The organism is Ruminococcus sp. FC2018 (assembly GCF_000621805.1).
Lineage (GTDB): Bacteria > Bacillota > Clostridia > Oscillospirales > Ruminococcaceae > Hominimerdicola.
The window spans coordinates 102,347-120,441 of sequence record NZ_JHXH01000006.1 but is presented as its reverse complement, the minus strand read 5'-3'; the positions used below and the strand labels follow the sequence as shown (position 1 = coordinate 120,441).

The following is an 18,095-nucleotide window of genomic DNA, read 5'->3' as shown; positions in this document are numbered from 1 at the left end:
GTTTTTGCAGACTCAGCCTACCAATACCGATCCTATTTTTACTCCGGCTTGGAGAGCTTCTTGATGACCATAAGATTGATCTCGATCGTGCCTTCGATAGGCTGGTCATCGTATGCTTCTACTCCCTCTTTGTCAGACTTTGAAGAGCTTTCCGGCTTTGGAGCTTCACTTGAACCGTCCTTTGCCGCTTCCTCTTTAGCCTGCTTGTCAAGAACAGTCTTTCCGGTTACGTCAGATACTGAGAGACTGGAAATAACCATACTCTTAGGCATGTTCTTATAAAGGTTCTCACAGAATGTCTGAACATCACCAAACTTACCTGTGAAATCCAGGCTGATGCTGTAGCTACCGATAGGGATACCCTGGTTAGGGTCTATAACAATAACATTTCCGTTCTCTTCCTGGATCTGTTTTACTTCAGCTGCACTGGAGGTGCTTGCTGCTGAATCATTCGAGCTGTCACCAACGCCCTCATACTGATCTGCTTTCTTATCAAAGTCGCTGAATTTGATTGTAGAAACATAGTAGAACGGCTTGATGGTAGTGATGGAATACTCACCAATGCTCATTTTTGAGTTAGTTACCTTTGCCTCGTCAAGGAGATTGTCAACTGTATCAGTTGCGGTCTGAGTAGAGGTATACTCATAGAAATTCTTGCTCAGTTCCTCTGACTGTGCATAGGCATCTTCAATTCTCTTCGGAAGGTCCTTATCCTTCTCAATGCTGTCATTAAGCTTTGAAAGTTCAACCTGCTTATTATCAAGCTCTTCTCTCTTTTCGCCTAACTCCTGGAACGCAGGAACGATGAAGAAGAAGATTCCCAGCAGCCAAACAGCTGCTACCATAACTATTGAAATTAATACTCTATCTCTATGATTCAGTTTCATTTCACTTCACCCGTTCCCTTCAAATTCAATGTGAGAGTCTTAATAACAACTTTTCCTTCGTTAGGCTTAGCCTCACTGGATTCGTCTGTTGATGCCTTGGAAGAAACAGGGTTTCCGGAAGAATCGACTTCTGCACCTACGCCCTCATATCCGCTGTAAAGCACATATGCAACATACTTGGAATCCTGGAAAGCGTCACAAAGCTTCTTTACATCCTTCTGAGTATCAACTGCTACATCGGAAAGAACGATCGTACCTGTTTCCTCATCATAGTTGAAACCTGTATAAGTTGCTTTCTGCTCCTTCATGATCCTCTTGACCTCATCGAATCTTTCCTGGTTCATGAAAGGAATAGTCTCAATGTTCGTCTTTGCGCCGTCAACAAACATATTCCACTGCTCGATAAGATTGAGTTTATCGTGAAGGACCTTATTCTCAGCGATCTTCTTGTTAGCAACAACGATATCCGACTCCGTCTTTTCGATGTCGTCTTCAACTCCGCCTCTTGCGATTCCCACAAACACAACTATAAGAATTATGAGGATAGCCGAAGCACCCGCAACGATAAGACCTGTGAGCAAGGTCTGGGAAATAACTCCGCCGCCTTTACCCTGCATCTGGTCGACCTCAAGGAGGTTGATCCTCTCGGTCTGCTTATCTCTCTTATAAAGAGCACCGATAGCATTTGCATAAACGGTGAACTCAAAGTTCTCATATCCGGTGATCTGGGTAGGAACAGAAAGAACAGAAGCCTTGATATCCAGTCCGTCGAGAGCATCAACTATCTTGATGTAGTCCTCGATCCTGCCGTAGAGGATAACATTGCTCAGACCGGAACCGCCTCTTGCCTTATTGAATTGCTCCATTCTGAAGATGTTTTCGTTAAGAGCTTCCATTATGTAGTCTTCGCTCTCATAGTCATCCGGAGAGATCGGAACATATCTTGCAAACGCCATCTGTCCGTTCTCGAAAAGTGTCAGACCCAGGAAGTTCTCATCGATCTGGCAAACCAGCAGCGGCATCTTATCCAGATTTGACTTGTCAGCAAGAACGATTCTGGATATGGAGTTACATCCGATGTTAACAGATTTAAGGCTGATACCCAGAACGCTGAACAGCTTTCTGAAGCTATCAACTATTGTACTTGGGCAGGCAGTTGCCAGCACCTTAACGGCGCCCGGGTTATCTGCGCCCGCCTCACCTACAACGGTGTAGGAAATTGAGTAGTCGTCCGAAAGACCCATTTCCTGAGCCATTTGGTTCTGAACCATTGTAAGGAACTCAGAGCCTTTGCCCTTTGGAACGATAAGCTCCTTGAAAACGATGTTGCTTGATGAGAATGTTACAACGGCATCCTTATCAGCCATCATGTTGGATCTCAGGTTGGATGAGATTATCTCATTGAGTCCTGAAAGATTTATTACCTCACCGTTGAGGATCATGTCCTCGGGGATATCGATGGTGAGCGATTTTTCGATCTTGATCTTGTTGGCAACATTGTCGCCTTTAACAACATTGATTTGTCTATCTGAAATATCAAAAGACAGCATTTATTCTTTCACCTCATTATTATTATTCAGTGGCTCCCACTGTAGTTTCTTTATGAATTTTCCAGTCCTTCCAAGCTGCCGTAGAGCAACGGGAACACACCTGCGAGACAAACACCGATCGCAAGACCCATGAACACGATAAGCAGTGGTTCCATAAGTCCTACCAGTCTTGTTACAGCTGCGTCTGCCTCTTCCTCATAGTAATCGGCAGTCTTTTCAAGGATCTCGTCAAGTGCACCGGACTCTTCACCGACATAGATGATCGAGGTGAACATACCCTCAAATATTTCTGTCTTTGCAAGTGCCTGTGACATTGGCGAACCCTGTTTAACATCATCAATGACCTGGATAAACATCTTATCCACATAGGAGTTTCCGAGGATCCTTGAGGATCTCTCGAGACAGTCGATCATCGGGATACCACTTGAATAAAGAGAGGAAAGTGTTCTTGCAAATCTACCTTCATAGATCTTGACTATGAGCTTTCCTACTGCCGGCATCTTTATCTTTACATAGTCATATTTAAGTCTTACAGACTCGACTTTCAAAGCATAGATCCAGCCAAATACTATTACGAACAAAGCGATGAGCAGTACATACCATCTTGCTTTCATAAAGTCACTTATTCCGAACAGTGCCTTTGAGATCGCAGGCATCTTGGACTCTTCCATAAGTCCGGCAAATATAGGCATGATAAATGTAAACATACCGATTACCATTGCAAGACAAAGGATACCCAGGATGATAGGATATGTCATAGCGCTCTTGACCTTATTGTTCAGCTTATTGGAGTTTGCATAGTAGTCACTCAGACGCTGCATCGTAATGTCAAGGTTACCTGCTGTTTCACCGGCATCTATCATAGAGATCATAAAGTCCGGGAAGCAGCCCTTCTTCTCCTCAAGTGCAGAAGTAAAGCTTGCGCCCTTTTGCACTTCATCGTATACATCCTGCCATACTCTCTTGGGCTTTGGTTTTTCTTCTTCCTTGTAAAGAATGTCCAGAGCCTTAACGATCGTCAGACCTGATGTCATCATTGCCGCAAGCTGTCTGCAGGCAAATGCAAGCTCTTTTACTTTGAACTTGTATGCTGACTTCTTGCTTGAACCAAGTGCCTCGGAATAGCTTACGAGATACAGACCTTGTTCATAGATCTTTTCCATGACCTCCTGCGGGGTCTCGGCCTCGTATGTGCCTTTTATGGTTTTTCCCGTGGTGTCCTTGGCAACGTAGGTATAAGTTTTCATTTTTTAAGATACACCTCCACCATGTAATGCATTTGTATTATCTGCATGATAGCACAATACACACATTATGCATTTTATACATTATACCACCTTTTTCTCTTATAATCAAGGGTTTTACAAAAGCTTTCAACTCCACAGTTCGCCGAAATAACCATTCGCTTTTTATACATTTTATACAAATAAGATAGTTATAATAACAAATTATTCGTTTATCAACTTTCCACAAGTCAAAGTGCACAACAAACGAAAATATAATTGTGTATTTTTTCTAAACAAAAGAAAACTAAAATCAATAGCCGAGTGGCTGTGCCACAAGGATGACCTTATATCTGTCCTTATGTCTCTGATATGCAGACACCAGGTAGCTGCAGCACATTCTGCCGCTGCTGTAACAGCCTTTTGTGGTCTCTTTTCCGTTTGTACAGCTTATGCACTGCCCTGTTTTACCGCAGGGAGTATCCAGCTCAAGCCTTGTACCGTTAGCGGGAGCAGCCACTTTCTTAATTCTCAAAACCGCCTCATCCAGGTCGTTGACTATCTTGTTGCAGCCCACAACAAATATCACCGACTTTGGTCCGTAGGCGATGGCAGCGACTCTGTTGGAATTTCCGTCAACGTTATAAAGCTCGCCGTTGAGAGTCACGGCATTTGCAGAGGTAAGGTATGTATCGGCAAAGAAAGATCTGCGGTACAGTTTCTCCGTCTCCTCTCTGGTTTTGCATTTGGATCTGTCAAGGAAGTTATATTTTCCGCTTTTCATCAGATCCAGCACTCCGCTTTCGGAAAGGCTGACCGAGCCGCCGCAGCTTATGGTCTCCCCTTCTTTCAGAAGCTCTCCGACCTTTTCCACAGCCTCCTCACAGTTCTGAACGATATACACCTGCATATTGTTCTTTTTAAGAGCCTGTGCGGCTTTTTCCATTTTTTCCTCAACAGGGATAGTCTTTTCGATGTTCATATATTTTTGTCCTCCTTACAGATCATCGGCGTTTGCATACTCAAACAGCCGGTTTACAAGTTCTTTAAGCCCTTTGTTTTCTCCTTTTTCAAGCATCGGGTCACTTTCGATAATAAGCTCCGCAGTTTTCTGGACCTTCCTGAGTATATCAAGGTCATGGGAAACGTCTGCTATTTTCAGTTTTGGCAGACCGTGCTGCCGGTCTCCGAAAAAGTCTCCCGGTCCTCTCAGTTTCAGATCCTCCTCGGATATTTTGAAGCCGTCGGAGGTTGAGGACAGTATTTTCAGACGCTTTTTTGTGGTCTCATTCACATTGTCGGTAATAAGCACGCAGTAGGACTTATACTGTCCCCTGCCAACACGCCCACGGAGCTGGTGGAGCTGGGAAAGCCCGAATCTGTCCGCATTTTCCACAAGGATAATTGTGGCGTTGGGAACATCCACCCCTACCTCCACCACAGTGGTAGATACGAGAAGGTCAATCTTATGCTCCTTAAAATCACGCATTATCCTGTCCTTTTCCTCGTTTGGAAGTTTTCCGTGGAGAAGTCCGATGCGGTATTTATCAAAACCGTTTTCCGAAAGTTTATTTGCGTAGGACTTTACGTCCTGCAATGCCATTTCGCTTTCTTCAATAACAGGACAGACCACATATCCCTGTCTGCCCTCATCAAGCTGCTTGCTTACAAAGGCAAACGCCCGCTGCCTTAGCTTTCCTGTAACGGCATATGTCTCGATAGGCTGTCTGCCTTTAGGAAGCTCGTTAAGCACAGAGATATCAAGGTCGCCGTATATCATCATTGCAAGTGTTCTCGGTATGGGGGTAGCGCTCATGACCAGTTTATGTGGATTGCTGCCCTTTTGCGCCAGAAACGCCCTTTGCCGAACGCCGAATCGGTGCTGTTCATCGGTAATGACCAGGGCAAGGTTCTTAAACCGTGTATTTTGCTGCACAAGAGCATGAGTGCCAACCGCAACGTGGTATTCGCCGTTTTCAAGTCCCTGCTTGACAAGGGATTTTTCCTTTGTGCTCAGGGAGCCTGTGAGAAGAGCGACCTTGACACCCAGCGGTTCAAGAAAGCCTTTAAGTGTTTCATAGTGCTGATGTGCCAGCACCTCGGTGGGTGCCATAAGTGCGCTCTGACAGCCGTTTTTATAGGCAAAATACGCCACCGCTGCGGCAACGGCAGTTTTTCCCGAGCCTACATCACCCTGTACCAGTCTGTTCATGGGGAACGGCTTTTGCATATCCTCCATGCAGTCGCTGACCGCCTGCATCTGGCAATTAGTCAGCTCAAAGGGCAGGCTTTTATAAAACTCATCTATATTTTTTTCTTTCAGAACATATCCCGTCAGGCTCCGTCCCTTGCTGCGGAGCATTGCCATTGCCAGCTGCAATATCAGCAGTTCATCGAACACCAGACGTTTTTTTGCCTGTTCAAAGCAGTGTATATCCTTTGGAAAGTGGATATTTGTCACGGCATATTCCATTGCACACAGTCCCGCATCCGAGCGGATATGTGCCGGCATGGGTTCATAAATATACTTGCCGAAGCTGTCCAGGGCATTTTTCATATTGTTTCGCAGCACAGTCTGGCTCAGTCCCTCTGTAAGGCGGTAGACGGGCTGCACTTTAAACGGCGTATCTGCTCTGAAAACCAAAGGCGAGCTCATTTCCCTGCGGATAAGGTTCCCTGTTATACGTCCCACAAGGTAAAACTCACCGTCAAGTGCCAGCTGGGAAAACAGGTACTCGCTGTTGTAGATAACCACCGTCAGGTCGGAAGTGCCGTCGGTAAACACCGCCTTATAGACGGTCATACCCTTTCTTATTCTTGCAGGAGCAAGCTTTCTCACCACGGTCCCCTTTACAGCCACCGTTTCGTTCAGTGCACTGTCGGATATAGGGACGGTATCGGTAAGGTCGATATAATCCCTGGGGTAATGGCAAAGCAGGTCATAGACTGTGAAAACGCCAATTTTCTTATACATTTCCGCTCTTTTGGGACCGACCCCTTTGAGATAGGTTATCTGCTTATCAAGCTCACTGTTCACGGCACTCACCTCCCCCCCTGTTTTACTACGATAATTATACCATATTTCCCTGTGGATTTCAATAGAAAACGCCCACTTTAGCAGCAAAAAAAGGCAGAGTTTTATCTCTGCCTTCATCGCTTGGTATGCTGTTATCAATTATACTTAGGCTCACAGGTGAGGTTTACTCCCAGGCGCTTGAAAGTACGCTCGTCCACAGGAGAAAGGATAACTGTGGAATGGACCTCACAGCCGTTGAGTTTTTCAAGCTGGTCCATGGCAAGCTTTGCATTTTCGTCTGTTGCCGCACAGATAGAAAGTGCGATAAGAGCCTCGTCGGTATGTATACGGGGGTTGCGGTTGCCCAGGTGGGTAATTTTCAGATTCTGTATAGGTTCGATGACCTGGGGTGCCATAAGCAGCACATCGTCATCTATGCCGCCCAGTGCCTTCAGCGCATTGAGCAGGACTGCGGAAGCCGCACCCATAAGGTTTGTAGTCCTTCCGGTTATCATTCTGCCGTCGGGAAGCTCCATTGCGGCAGCAGGTCCACCTGTTTCCTGTTCACGGGCAAGGGCTGCGGAAGCCACTTTTCGATCGGCGGTGGAAACGCCTGCCTGCTTCATCAGCAGCTCCAGCTTATATATCTCGTCATCGGAAACAAAGCCTTTTTTCCTGCCGCACAGGGCAATATAATAACGTCTTACTATCTCGTCCTTGGCAGCCTGTGATACCACCTCGTCGTCAATTATACAGTTTCCTGCCATATTAACGCCCATATCCGTAGGAGACTTATAGGGCGACTCGCCCAATATCTTTTCAAACATTGCATTGAGCACCGGGAATATCTCCACGTCACGGTTATAATTTACCGTTGTTACGCCGTATGCGTCAAGGTGGAACGGGTCGATCATATTTACGTCGTTAAGGTCGGAGGTTGCAGCCTCATAAGCAAGGTTTACAGGGTGCCGCAGAGGCAGGTTCCATATAGGGAACGTTTCAAACTTTGCATATCCTGCTGTAATGCCCCGCTTATTCTCGTGGTAGAGCTGGGACAGGCAGGTCGCCATTTTTCCGCTTCCCGGACCCGGTGCGGTGATGACCACCAGCTTTCGCTGGGTCTGGATATAATCATTTCTGCCGTAGCCCTCATCGCTCATAATGAGCTGAAGATTCGAGGGATAGCCGCTTATTCTATAGTGGTGATACACCTTTACTCCCAGGGATTCCAGTCTTTTCTGGAAGGCATCAGCCTGTCTCTGTCCCTCGTACTGGGTGAGCACCACGGAGCTTACATACAATCCGATACCCGTAAACACGTTATATAGTCTTATTACGTCCAGATCGTAAGTAATACCCAGGTCCCCACGGACCTTATTCTTTTCAATATCTCCTGCGTTGATAACGATGACGATCTCCGCCTCGTCCTTGAGCTGTAAAAGCATCTGAAGCTTACTGTCCGGCTTAAATCCCGGAAGAACACGGGAGGCGTGGTAGTCGTCATAGAGCTTTCCGCCGAACTCCAGATAAAGCTTTCCGCCAAAGCCGGCGATCCTGTTGCGGATATGTTCCGACTGCATTTTCAGATACTTTTCGTTATCAAACCCAATTTTCCTGCTGCTCATCATATATTTCCTTCCCATTTTTCAAATTTCAAAAACAATTTTACTACACACCAAAAAGAATTTCAAGCCCTTTTTTATATTTTTTACATTATAGCTAAAAATAAATATCTATTATTTCCCGGAAATACAAAACAGCAGCCGTCAATAAAACGACTGCTGTATCAACATTTCCACATCAGATATCAGCGGATATCCTCGTAAAGGGAGATATACTGCTTTGCGGAATTTGTCCAGCTGAAATCCTGTTTCAGTGCGGTATTTACCAATGCGCCCCACTTCATCCTGTTGTCATAATACGCTCTTGCTCTTATGCAGGCGTCAAGCATATCGTGGGCGTTGTAGGACTTGAAGGTAAAGCCGTTGCCGCATTTATCACCTGCGTCGTGGATAGTATCTCTCAATCCGCCTGTTTCACGGACAATAGGGATAGTACCGTAGCGCAGAGCTATCATCTGGGCAAGACCGCAGGGTTCGCTCTGGGAAGGCATCAGGAACATATCTGCGCCTGCATAGATCCTTCTTGACAGATCAGGAACGAAACCGAGTGTAAGTCCTACTCTGTCGGGATAGCGATAGTGCATCTCGCTGAAGAAGTCCTCATATATCTTTTCACCGGAACCGAGTATAACAAACTTATAGCCTGCTCTGAGGATATCCTCAAAGACATATTTTATAAGGTCAAGTCCCTTATGGGAAACAAACCTGGTGACTATGCCGATAACAGGCTCTTTGCCTCCTGCCATTTCCATTTCGTCAAGCAGACGTTTTTTGCAGACCTGCTTACCAAGCTTATCATTAAGCGAGTAATTCTTCGGTATCGCCTTATCTGTAGAAGGGTCATATATCTGCATTGAGATACCGTTAAGTATACCGCTGAGTTTATACTGCTTATGGACAAGCTCTCTGTCCATGCCGTGGGAATACCACGGGTCAAGGATCTCCCAAGCATAACTGGGTGAAACTGTGGTAACTCTGTCGGCTGTTTCGATAGCAGCTTTCATAAAGTTCACGTCGCCGTCATAGGAAAGCAGATCGGTATGATACAGAGGTATTCCCATAATATCGTTGATAAGCTCAAGTCCGTACTGACCCTGATACTGGATATTATGGATGGTGAACACCGTCTTTATGTCCTCGTATCCCTGCTGGTAGCGATAGAAAATATCGAAATACACAGGTACAAGGGCTGTCTGCCAGTCGTTTGCATTTATGATATCGGGGCGAAAATCAATATAATGCAAAAGCTCAAGCACAGCTCTGGAGAAAAAGATAAATCTTTCCGCATCGTCATAAAAGCCGTAAAGCCCGTTTCTCTGGAAATAATACTCATTGTCAAGCAGATAATAGGTAACTCCGTTGACGACCCCTATAAAAACTCCGCAGTACTGATTTCTCCACGCAACAGGAACGGTAAAGTTGGTATAATAGCTCAGCTGATCTTTAAGCTCCTGTCTGATCTGGCTATAATAAGGGATAACCACTCTGCAGTCATGTCCCTGGGCATTTATCGCTGCGGGAAGCGAACCTGCAACATCTGCCAGTCCGCCGGAAGCCGCATAGGGAACAGCCTCACTTGCTGTATACAATATATTCATATTCAAACCCCCTTTTACTCATATTATCACAAAAGCAAGGCATTGGCTTCATACCTTGCTTTTACAATCGGATCAAAATTATACGCTTGCTCCCTTAGCTACATACATAGGATAGTTCGGAGAGCTGGATACAGCATGGTTCTCGCTGATATTAACGTTCTTATCGGTGATAAGATAGTTAAGCTCCGCATTGTTGCCAACAACTGTTCCCTGCATGAGGATACAGTTTCTGACCTTTGCACCTTTGCCCACCTTTACGCCTCTGAACAGAACAGAGTTCTCTACCTCGCCCTCGATAATGCAGCCGTCGGCAATAAGCGAAGACTTCACCTTACAGTTAAGATCGTACTTAACAGGTGCATTGTCGGAAACCTTGGTATAGATAGATCTCTTATCCATAAACAGCTTTCTTGCGTTTTCCGGGTCGATAAGATCCTGGTTTGCCTTGAAGTAGCTTCCTACGCTGTTGAGCTTGCTGAAATAGCCGTCATACTCATAGGTCATTATTTTGAGCTCACCGCATTTTGCCTGAAGGATATTTCTCTCAAAGCTTACGTTTCCTCTTGCTATTGAGTCATTTACCATATCAAGCAGGAAGTCCATAGACATAACGAACATATTAAGGCTTACTGTGCAGGTGCCGCTCAGCTCAGGCATGATAAGTGCGGAAGAAACGCTCTTATCCTCTCTTACGTTGAACACTGTGGAGGTCTTTATCTCGTCAGATGTATAAACGCCTGTATGAACCACAGCTGTGATGTCTGCACCGGTATCGATATGCTGCTGAACTATCGGCTTATAGTCGATATTTGTAACAACGTCGCAGTCGGAAAGAACCACATACTTTGCTCTTGAAGCCTTCAAAAAGCTCATTGCTCCGTACAGTGCCTCGATACGGCCTCTGTAAAGGGTACTCTCAACATTTCCGAAAGGCGGAAGGATAAACAGACCGCCCTTCTTTCTTGCAAGGTCCCATTCTCTTGCTGCACCCAGGTGATCCAGCAATGACTGATAGTTTGATTTTGTAATAACTCCGACCTCGCTGATGCCGCTGTTTACCATATTCGACACGGGAAAATCGATAAGTCTGTATCTGCCTCCGAAAAGGACTGAACCCATAGTTCTGTTCTTCGTAAGGTCTCCAAGAGTCATGTCATGCATATTGGCGAAAACAAGACCCAATACATTACCCATATTTACTTCCATTTCCATTCAGTCCTCTCTTTATATATTTTCATAGATAATGGCTTTCGGCGCTACTGTTGCACCGTCCGAAACGGTAATGTTGTGTCCCACAACAGCCACGCCCCAGGAATCCTTATCCTCTATGGTCTCAGGTCTTGCACCTATCTGTGCATTCTCACCGATAACGGTATTTTCACCAACTATGGCATACTCAACCTTTGCTCCCGCCTTTATAACGGCACCCGGCATAAGGATAGAGTCATAGATAACTGCGCCCTTTTCAACGATAACGCCCTCGGAGATCATGGAGAACTCAACAGAGCCGTCGATAATACATCCTTCGGTTATCATGGAGTTCTGGACCTCGGCATTTACGCCTATGCTCTGCGGAGGCAGAACAGGGTTTCTGGAATAGATCTTCCATGCGGGATCGTACAGATCGATAGGGATATTAGGATTGATAAGATCCATATTTGCCTCCCACAGGGAGTCGATCGTACCAACGTCCTTCCAGTAGCCGTCAAATCTGTAAGCGACCAGCTTTTCGCCTGCTGCCCTCATATCAGGGATAATATTCTTACCAAAGTCCTTGGAAGCATCCTTATCCTCCTCATTGGAAATAAGATAAGCTCTCAGCTTCTTCCATGTGAATATGTAGATACCCATAGATGCCAGGGTGGATCTTGGGTTCTTGGGCTTTTCCTCAAAGTCGATGATGTTATCATCCTCGTCGGTAATCATGATACCGAATCTGGAAGCCTCTTCCTTCGGAACGTCAAGGACTGCGATAGTTGCATCAGCCTGCTTAGTCTTATGGTAAGCCAGCATTTTATTGTAGTCCATCTTATAGATGTGGTCACCGGAAAGGATCACAACATACTCCGGATCATATCTATCCACAAAGCTTATATTCTGGTAGATAGCGTTTGCTGTGCCGGAATACCAGTCTGCGCCGGAAGCGGTCTGGTAAGGAGGCAGAACGTGAACGCCGCCGTGGATACGGTCAAGGTCCCAAGGCTGACCGTTTCCGATATACTCATTGAGTACAAAGGGCTGATACTGGGTAAGGACACCCACGGTGTCTATTCCCGAATTAACGCAGTTCGAAAGTGGAAAGTCGATTATTCTGTACTTTGCACCAAACGGAACTGCAGGTTTTGCAACTGACTGTGTCAACGCATACAAACGGCTGCCCTGTCCGCCTGCGAGAAGCATTGCCACGCATTCTTTCTTGTTGAACATATATCATTCACCCACCAATTCAATTTTTATTGTTCAGCCCTTCTTAGCTGTTTTAGTTGTTTTCTTCTCAGCGGTCTTTTTTGCCGCAGGCTTTTTTGCTGCCGTTTTCTTTTCCGCAGACTTTTTATCCTCTGCTTTGACAGCTTTGGTCTCAGCCTCCGTCTTAGCCTTAGCGGCGGTCGTTTTTGCCGCAGGCTTTTTAGCTGTCTTTTTGCCTGCTGCACGGGTCTTTTTGTCCTTTTCCTTTTCAACTGTAAAGTACATTACGCTGAATGCCGGGATATCGATACAAACAGACTGCTCAAAGCCGTGCATACCCTGCTCAACGCTCTTGACTGTACCGTTGGTAGCGGGGCTTCCGTCGTCGGTAGAGCTATTGAAAACTTCTTTGTACTTGCCCTTATAAGGAACGCCGAAGCAATAGGACTTTCTCTCAACAGGGACAAAGTTGCACACAACGATTATCTCATTTCCGTCAGCATCAAATCTGCGGAAGATGATAATGCTCTGTCTGAAGTCGTCGTTTGCTATCCAGCTGAATCCTTCCCACGAGAAATCTCTCTGCCACATTGCAGGAGTATTCTTGTAGAAGGTATTAAGGTTCTTTATGAACTTCTGATAATTCCTGTGGTTTTCGTACTCGTCCACCAGGAACCACTCAAGTCCGTTCTCGTAATCCCACTCTCTGAACTGTGCAAAATCAGAGCCCATGAATGTCAGCTTCTTGCCCGGGTGAGCCATCATATAAGCCATAAACAGCTTGCACTGGGCAAACTTGCCGTCAACGTCGCTTCCGTGCATCTTATTAACAAGGGAAGCCTTGCCGTGAACGACCTCGTCGTGAGAAATGGGAAGGATAAAGTTTTCGCTGAACGCATAGAAGAACGAGAATGTAAGCATATCATGGTGGAACGACCGGTCGATAGGGTCATACTTCATATACTTGAGCATATCGTTCATCCAGCCCATGTTCCACTTGAAGTTGAAGCCAAGTCCGCCGTCGGACACAGGCTTTGTGACCATAGGCCACGCTGTGGACTCCTCGGCTATCATAAGTGCATTGGGCACTCTTGAGAAAACTGCGGAGTTAAGGTTCTGTAAGAACTCCACTGCTTCAAGGTTATGGTTTCCGCCGTCCTTGTTTGGTGTCCATTCACCGTCACGGCGGTCATAGTCAAGATAAAGCATGGAAGCCACGGCGTCAACTCTCAGACCGTCAACATGGAACTGCTCCAGCCAATATAGTGCATTGGAAATAAGGAAGCTTCTTACCTCGGGTCTGCCATAGTCAAACACTCTTGTGCCCCATGTAAGGTGGTCTCTCTTCCTGGGATCGGAATACTCATACGATGCTCCGCCGTCCCACTCGAAAAGTCCTGCTTCGTCCCTTGGGAAGTGAGCAGGTACCCAGTCAAGGATAACTGCTATGCCTGCCTTATGGAACATCTCTATCATCTTCATAAAATCGTAAGGTGTTCCGAATCTGGATGTAGGTGCATAATAACCTATATCCTGATAGCCCCACGAACCGTCAAAAGGATGCTCTGCCAAAGGCATGAACTCAACGTGGGTATATCCCATCTCGGTAAGATAAGGAATTATCGCCTCGGCAAATTTCATGTAGGAATAATACTTGCCGTCGGTGCAGGTCTTCCAGCTGTTGAGGTGGACCTCATAGATGTTCATCGGGGTGTTGTAAACGTCTTTGGTTGCACGCTCTTTCTGCCACTTCCCGTCACCCCACGGAAAGGCATCGATATCAAATATCTTGGAGCCGGTGCTCGGAGCGACCTCCATATGAGTGCCGTAAGGATCGCACTTCAGATGTTTTTTTCCGTCGCAGCCGAATACACAATACTTATAAGTGTCAAATGTCTTCAGTCCGGGAACAAAGGTCTCCCAGATCTGAGTATCTTCGATAAGAGTCATGGGATTAGCTGATTCGTCCCAGTCATTGAAATCTCCCACAAGGGATATTCCGTGGGCATTGGCAGCCCATGCTCTAAAATAGTATCCGTCGTGTCCGTCCCTGTTACCCTTATGGCATCCGAGAAACTTGTATGCTTCATAGTTTGTGCCCGAATGGAAAAGGTAAAGAGGAAGCTCGTACTCCTGCGGTATGTTACTTGCCATTTCTGACCTCCTGCCGATTCATTTTTCGAGGATATCAAACGTACTCTCGCAAGTACATAATTCCTCAATGTATATTTTAAACCTTTTTTAAGAATAATGCAAGTATTTTAGTTAATAATTTCAGTTTAGCACATATTCGCACTACTGTATTTGTACAAAGTTCACAAAAATATTATAAATAATTTTAAATGCCCGGATCAAAAGACATATTTTATCCCTCTAAGCGCATCGGCTGACTCTGACCAGGATTATAGTTGCGTCGTCTTTGAGCTCCCCATCGCAAAGGTCGATGCAGCAGTGTCCCAGCACACGACACATCTCATCTACACCGATGCCTGTCACGGAAAGCTCGCACAGCTTTTTGGCAGCAGCCTTATCCACTCCGTCGCTGGCAAGCATGATAATATCCCCGTCAAAAAGCTTCAGGTCAACGATATCCGGTTGACAGCAAGGCAATATCCCTGCGGGAAAGGCATCGGAGGACAGTATCCTTACCCCGCCGTCACGGCACAGATAGCTGGGGGCAGCACCTGATTTGAGTATCCTTGCGCTTGCACCGCAAAGGTCAAGTCTGAGCAGGTCAAGGGTAGCGAAGGACTCCTCCCAGCCTTTGACACGAAGCATTGAATTGACCATTTTATGTGCGGTGGTCATGGATATTCCGCAGCGGATAAGCCTGGAAACAAGGCTTATGGTGAACACAGAATCCAGCCTTGCTCTTTTTCCTGTACCCATTCCGTCGGACAGCAGCACATATTTTTCCGTTGCGCTAACGTTAAAGACATCATAGCTGTCCCCCGAGCAGCCGTCCCCTCTGGAGGCACAGAACGAGCCTATCTCGGCAGCAAATACAGGCGCAGGGGTAAAGCACATTCTTGTAAGCTCCTTGCTGCGGGTTATGACCGGAAGGTCAAGGTCGCAATCGGCGGCAGCGGAAACGGCTATTGTCAGCTTTGACATATCTCCGCAGAACTGAGCAGTCAGATACACCTCCACACGCCTGCTCAGGTTTTCGTCAACAAACACGCAGGCTCTTGCGTTGGGATAGCCAAGATCGTCAAACACCCGTCTAACCTGTGCCGAGAGCGCAGCGTCTATCTGCCGCACACTGCCCACTCTTACGGAAAGGTCGTTGAGCACATCCTCCATAGACGACAACTGCTCCCCCAAAAATCCCCTCATCTCGCTTATCCTCATATTCCCTGCACGCTGAGCGACCATAGTGCGGTAGGTCTTGTTGAAGCGTCTGCTCATGTACTCGGGACGCTGGCATTCGGTAAGGTGCTTTTCAACGTCCGCAGGACTTATGCAGTTGTACTTCATACACACTCTTTCCAGCTTTCCCATGGACCATTTGAGCTGGCGAAGGTGTGCAAAGCAGGAATTACTGAAAGTGCAGTCGGCGCATATCGTCCTGATAGCTTCGTCGGAAACGTCCGTATCAAGCTCTCTGCGCTCCATTGCGGTGCTTATCTGTGAAAGCTGCTCCCTTATCTCGCCTATTGTCCGGGAGGCAAAGGACAGCCTTGAAAGCGTTGTCTGGCTGACGTGCTCCACGGGGCTTTTAAAGCCGCTTATCCTGAGGATGCTGAATCGTTCTCTTATCTTGTTGAAAACAGGCAGCGGAAGGGCAAGGAATACAAGGCTGCCCAGGAGAATATCTGCAAACATTGGCATCGTGTCCGGATTTATACCCATTGCCGCAAGGCTTACAAGAGATATAAAGATAAACACGCCTACCGTTACCACCGCCCCGAAGCTCCAGAACACTCCGCAGATAAGCCCTGATGTGGCAAGCAGCAGTGTGTTCCTTGCCAGTGCGGGGGAACAAAGCAGCACTCCGCAGGTGGTGAGAGCACCCATAACTGCGCCGCCCGTCTGGCGATAACGTCTTACTCCCAGCAGGACACAGAAGCAGCCCAGTGCCCTGCCCGGGTCGATGACCCCTGTATTAAGAGATGAAATTACCGAAATGGCAATAACATAGAGTATACCTATATACATACCGTTGAGACCGTGCAGATCAAAGCTTTCCGCAAAGCGGTAATTCTTTATCACCGTCATTGCACAGTAGACCGTACAGCCGCAAAGCAGCGCATTTATCATACGCAAAGACACAGTAAACGCATCCGTAGGCATGGAAAGGGATACGACGCAGCCAAAAAGTATCAGCACGGCACCGGTCATAAGTGAGGTGAAGGCAGCCTCGTTATGCTTGCCGAAAAACGAGAGCTTGTCCGCAGGCATGATAAAACGTATGCCTGCTATCATAAGGATAGCGCACAGCTGCACCATGCCTGAGGCAACGCTTCCCATAAGGGCATACGCAGCAACAGAGCCTGCTGCAGAGGCAAGTATGTAATCTCCCGAAAGCACCGCAGCCGCCACATTTATCTCACCCGGCAGACCCAGCACCTTGCCCAGACCGCAGACAAAGCCTGCTAGTGCGGCGATAAGCCCGTTTACCAGCTGCCGCCGCGAAGGCGCCACCTTTTCCTTTACAAACATCATCACTTTTTCCATTTTCACACATCACCTTTCGTTGTCCGAGATATTGAACATCCGTTTTTTTACAACAGTATTATTATATAGGTGATATAGAGTGAAAAATGTCGTTTTAAAAAGCAAAACCGCCACAAATGTGACGGCATTAAAATATCATATCAACTTTCTCAGGTTTTCGCTGAAATCAATCATCTGCTGCATGGAAAGCTTCTCCGGACGGACGTTTGCATCAAGCCCGGCAAGCTCTATGGCTTTTATGACCGATGCCTTATCCGCTCCCAGAGCCGATGAGACAGAGTTGCAAAGGGTTTTTCTGCGCTGGGAGAACGCCCCCCTTACCACTTTGAAAAAGAACTTCTCGTCGCTCACCCCTTCGGGGGTACTGTCCCTTAGCTCAAACTGCACCACGCAGCTGTCAACGTTGGGCTGTGGCATAAAGCTCCCTCTTGAAACATTGAATAGCACCTTTGCTGTGGCAAAATAGTTTATCGCCACGGTAACGGCACCCATTTCCCTTGTACCCATTTTGGCGCACAGCCTTGCGCCCGCCTCTTTTTGCACCATAACGGTTATGGTCTTTATTGGAAGGCGCTGCTCAAGCAAAGCCATTATCACGGGAGAGGTAATATAGTAAGGGAGGTTTGCGCACACTGCAACTTCAAGTCCCGCAAACTCGTCATTTATAAGTTTGGCAAGATCCAGCTTCATTATATCTTCATTGATTATCTTAACGTTATCATATTCCGCAAGCGTTTCCTCAAGCACGGGTATCAGCCTGGAGTCTATCTCAACAGCCACCACCTTGTCTGCACCCTTGGCAAGCTCATTTGTGAGCACACCTATACCTGTTCCTATCTCAAGTACACCGAAGCCCTTTCTTGCGTTGCCCAGCTGTGCTATTTTCGGGCAGACCGAGGGATTGACCAGAAAATTCTGTCCCAGAGCCTTTGAAAATGTAAAACCATGTCGCTCCATGACTGCTTTCACGGTACCGATATTCCACAAATTATCCAATTTGTCAACCTCCAAAATCTGATATTTGATTATAACATTTTACACCGCATTGTGTCAACACATCTTTTTTCAGGATCTGCACAAATAATCTTTATTTTCGGTGGAACAATAATCCCACTG

At 46.6% G+C, this 18,095-nt stretch carries 12 protein-coding genes; all 12 read right to left on the bottom strand.

Features of this window, described 5'->3' with window-relative positions; translation table 11 throughout:
- Positions 1 to 38 precede the first annotated feature (38 nt).
- The 12 genes from T494_RS0105860 to rsmA all read right to left on the bottom strand — a co-directional run bounded on the left by T494_RS0105860 (position 39) and on the right by rsmA (position 17,975).
- On the bottom strand, positions 39 to 845 hold the full coding sequence (locus tag T494_RS0105860) for a hypothetical protein (protein WP_028505492.1): 807 nt from the start codon (positions 843 to 845) through the stop codon (positions 39 to 41).
- Positions 846 to 883: 38 nt separating this feature from the next.
- The gene (pilM, locus tag T494_RS12460) at positions 884 to 2,437 is read right to left on the bottom strand and encodes a pilus assembly protein PilM (RefSeq protein WP_051540134.1); all 1,554 of its coding nucleotides are present in this window, start codon (positions 2,435 to 2,437) and stop codon (positions 884 to 886) included.
- A 50-nt stretch (positions 2,438 to 2,487) separates the two neighbouring features.
- Positions 2,488 to 3,684 carry a type II secretion system F family protein gene (locus tag T494_RS0105850; protein WP_028505491.1) on the bottom strand — a complete coding sequence of 399 codons (1,197 nt, stop codon included), beginning with the start codon at positions 3,682 to 3,684 and terminating at the stop codon, positions 2,488 to 2,490.
- 289 nt (positions 3,685 to 3,973) lie between these two features.
- Positions 3,974 to 4,642, bottom strand: coding sequence for a lactate utilization protein (locus T494_RS0105845; RefSeq protein WP_028505490.1), 669 nt, complete (start codon positions 4,640 to 4,642; stop codon positions 3,974 to 3,976).
- Between the two features lie 15 nt (positions 4,643 to 4,657).
- Positions 4,658 to 6,697: an ATP-dependent DNA helicase RecG gene (recG, locus tag T494_RS0105840; RefSeq protein ID WP_028505489.1), complete on the bottom strand. Its 2,040-nt coding sequence runs from the start codon at positions 6,695 to 6,697 to the stop codon at positions 4,658 to 4,660.
- Between the two features lie 134 nt (positions 6,698 to 6,831).
- The gene (locus T494_RS0105835; RefSeq protein WP_242836396.1) at positions 6,832 to 8,319 is read right to left on the bottom strand and encodes a DUF1846 domain-containing protein; all 1,488 of its coding nucleotides are present in this window, start codon (positions 8,317 to 8,319) and stop codon (positions 6,832 to 6,834) included.
- Positions 8,320 to 8,483: 164 nt separating this feature from the next.
- On the bottom strand, positions 8,484 to 9,896 hold the full coding sequence (locus T494_RS0105830) for a glycogen/starch synthase (RefSeq protein ID WP_028505487.1): 1,413 nt from the start codon (positions 9,894 to 9,896) through the stop codon (positions 8,484 to 8,486).
- Positions 9,897 to 9,974: 78 nt separating this feature from the next.
- Positions 9,975 to 11,090, bottom strand: coding sequence for a glucose-1-phosphate adenylyltransferase subunit GlgD (glgD, locus tag T494_RS0105825; protein ID WP_242836395.1), 1,116 nt, complete (start codon positions 11,088 to 11,090; stop codon positions 9,975 to 9,977).
- Positions 11,091 to 11,120: 30 nt separating this feature from the next.
- Positions 11,121 to 12,323: a glucose-1-phosphate adenylyltransferase gene (locus tag T494_RS0105820; protein WP_028505485.1), complete on the bottom strand. Its 1,203-nt coding sequence runs from the start codon at positions 12,321 to 12,323 to the stop codon at positions 11,121 to 11,123.
- 33 nt (positions 12,324 to 12,356) lie between these two features.
- Positions 12,357 to 14,456, bottom strand: a complete 2,100-nt coding sequence (glgB, locus tag T494_RS0105815) for a 1,4-alpha-glucan branching protein GlgB (protein ID WP_028505484.1) — start codon at positions 14,454 to 14,456, stop codon at positions 12,357 to 12,359.
- Between the two features lie 219 nt (positions 14,457 to 14,675).
- Entirely contained in the window at positions 14,676 to 16,979 is a 2,304-nt protein-coding gene (locus tag T494_RS12455) for a SpoIIE family protein phosphatase (RefSeq protein ID WP_051540132.1), read from the bottom strand.
- Positions 16,980 to 17,114: 135 nt separating this feature from the next.
- Entirely contained in the window at positions 17,115 to 17,975 is an 861-nt protein-coding gene (gene rsmA, locus T494_RS0105805; protein WP_028505483.1) for a 16S rRNA (adenine(1518)-N(6)/adenine(1519)-N(6))-dimethyltransferase RsmA, read from the bottom strand.
- Positions 17,976 to 18,095: the final 120 nt, after the last annotated feature.

Coding starts and splice junctions, on each gene's coding strand:
- T494_RS0105860 (WP_028505492.1), bottom strand. CDS start 845: ATGGTAGCAGCTGTTTGGCTGCTGGGAATCTTCTTCTTCATCGTTCCT.
- pilM (WP_051540134.1), bottom strand. CDS start 2,437: ATGCTGTCTTTTGATATTTCAGATAGACAAATCAATGTTGTTAAAGGC.
- T494_RS0105850 (WP_028505491.1), bottom strand. CDS start 3,684: ATGAAAACTTATACCTACGTTGCCAAGGACACCACGGGAAAAACCATA.
- T494_RS0105845 (WP_028505490.1), bottom strand. CDS start 4,642: ATGAACATCGAAAAGACTATCCCTGTTGAGGAAAAAATGGAAAAAGCC.
- T494_RS0105835 (WP_242836396.1), bottom strand. CDS start 8,319: ATGGGAAGGAAATATATGATGAGCAGCAGGAAAATTGGGTTTGATAAC.
- T494_RS0105830 (WP_028505487.1), bottom strand. CDS start 9,896: ATGAATATATTGTATACAGCAAGTGAGGCTGTTCCCTATGCGGCTTCC.
- glgD (WP_242836395.1), bottom strand. CDS start 11,090: ATGGGTAATGTATTGGGTCTTGTTTTCGCCAATATGCATGACATGACT.
- T494_RS0105820 (WP_028505485.1), bottom strand. CDS start 12,323: ATGTTCAACAAGAAAGAATGCGTGGCAATGCTTCTCGCAGGCGGACAG.
- glgB (WP_028505484.1), bottom strand. CDS start 14,456: ATGGCAAGTAACATACCGCAGGAGTACGAGCTTCCTCTTTACCTTTTC.
- T494_RS12455 (WP_051540132.1), bottom strand. CDS start 16,979: ATGGAAAAAGTGATGATGTTTGTAAAGGAAAAGGTGGCGCCTTCGCGG.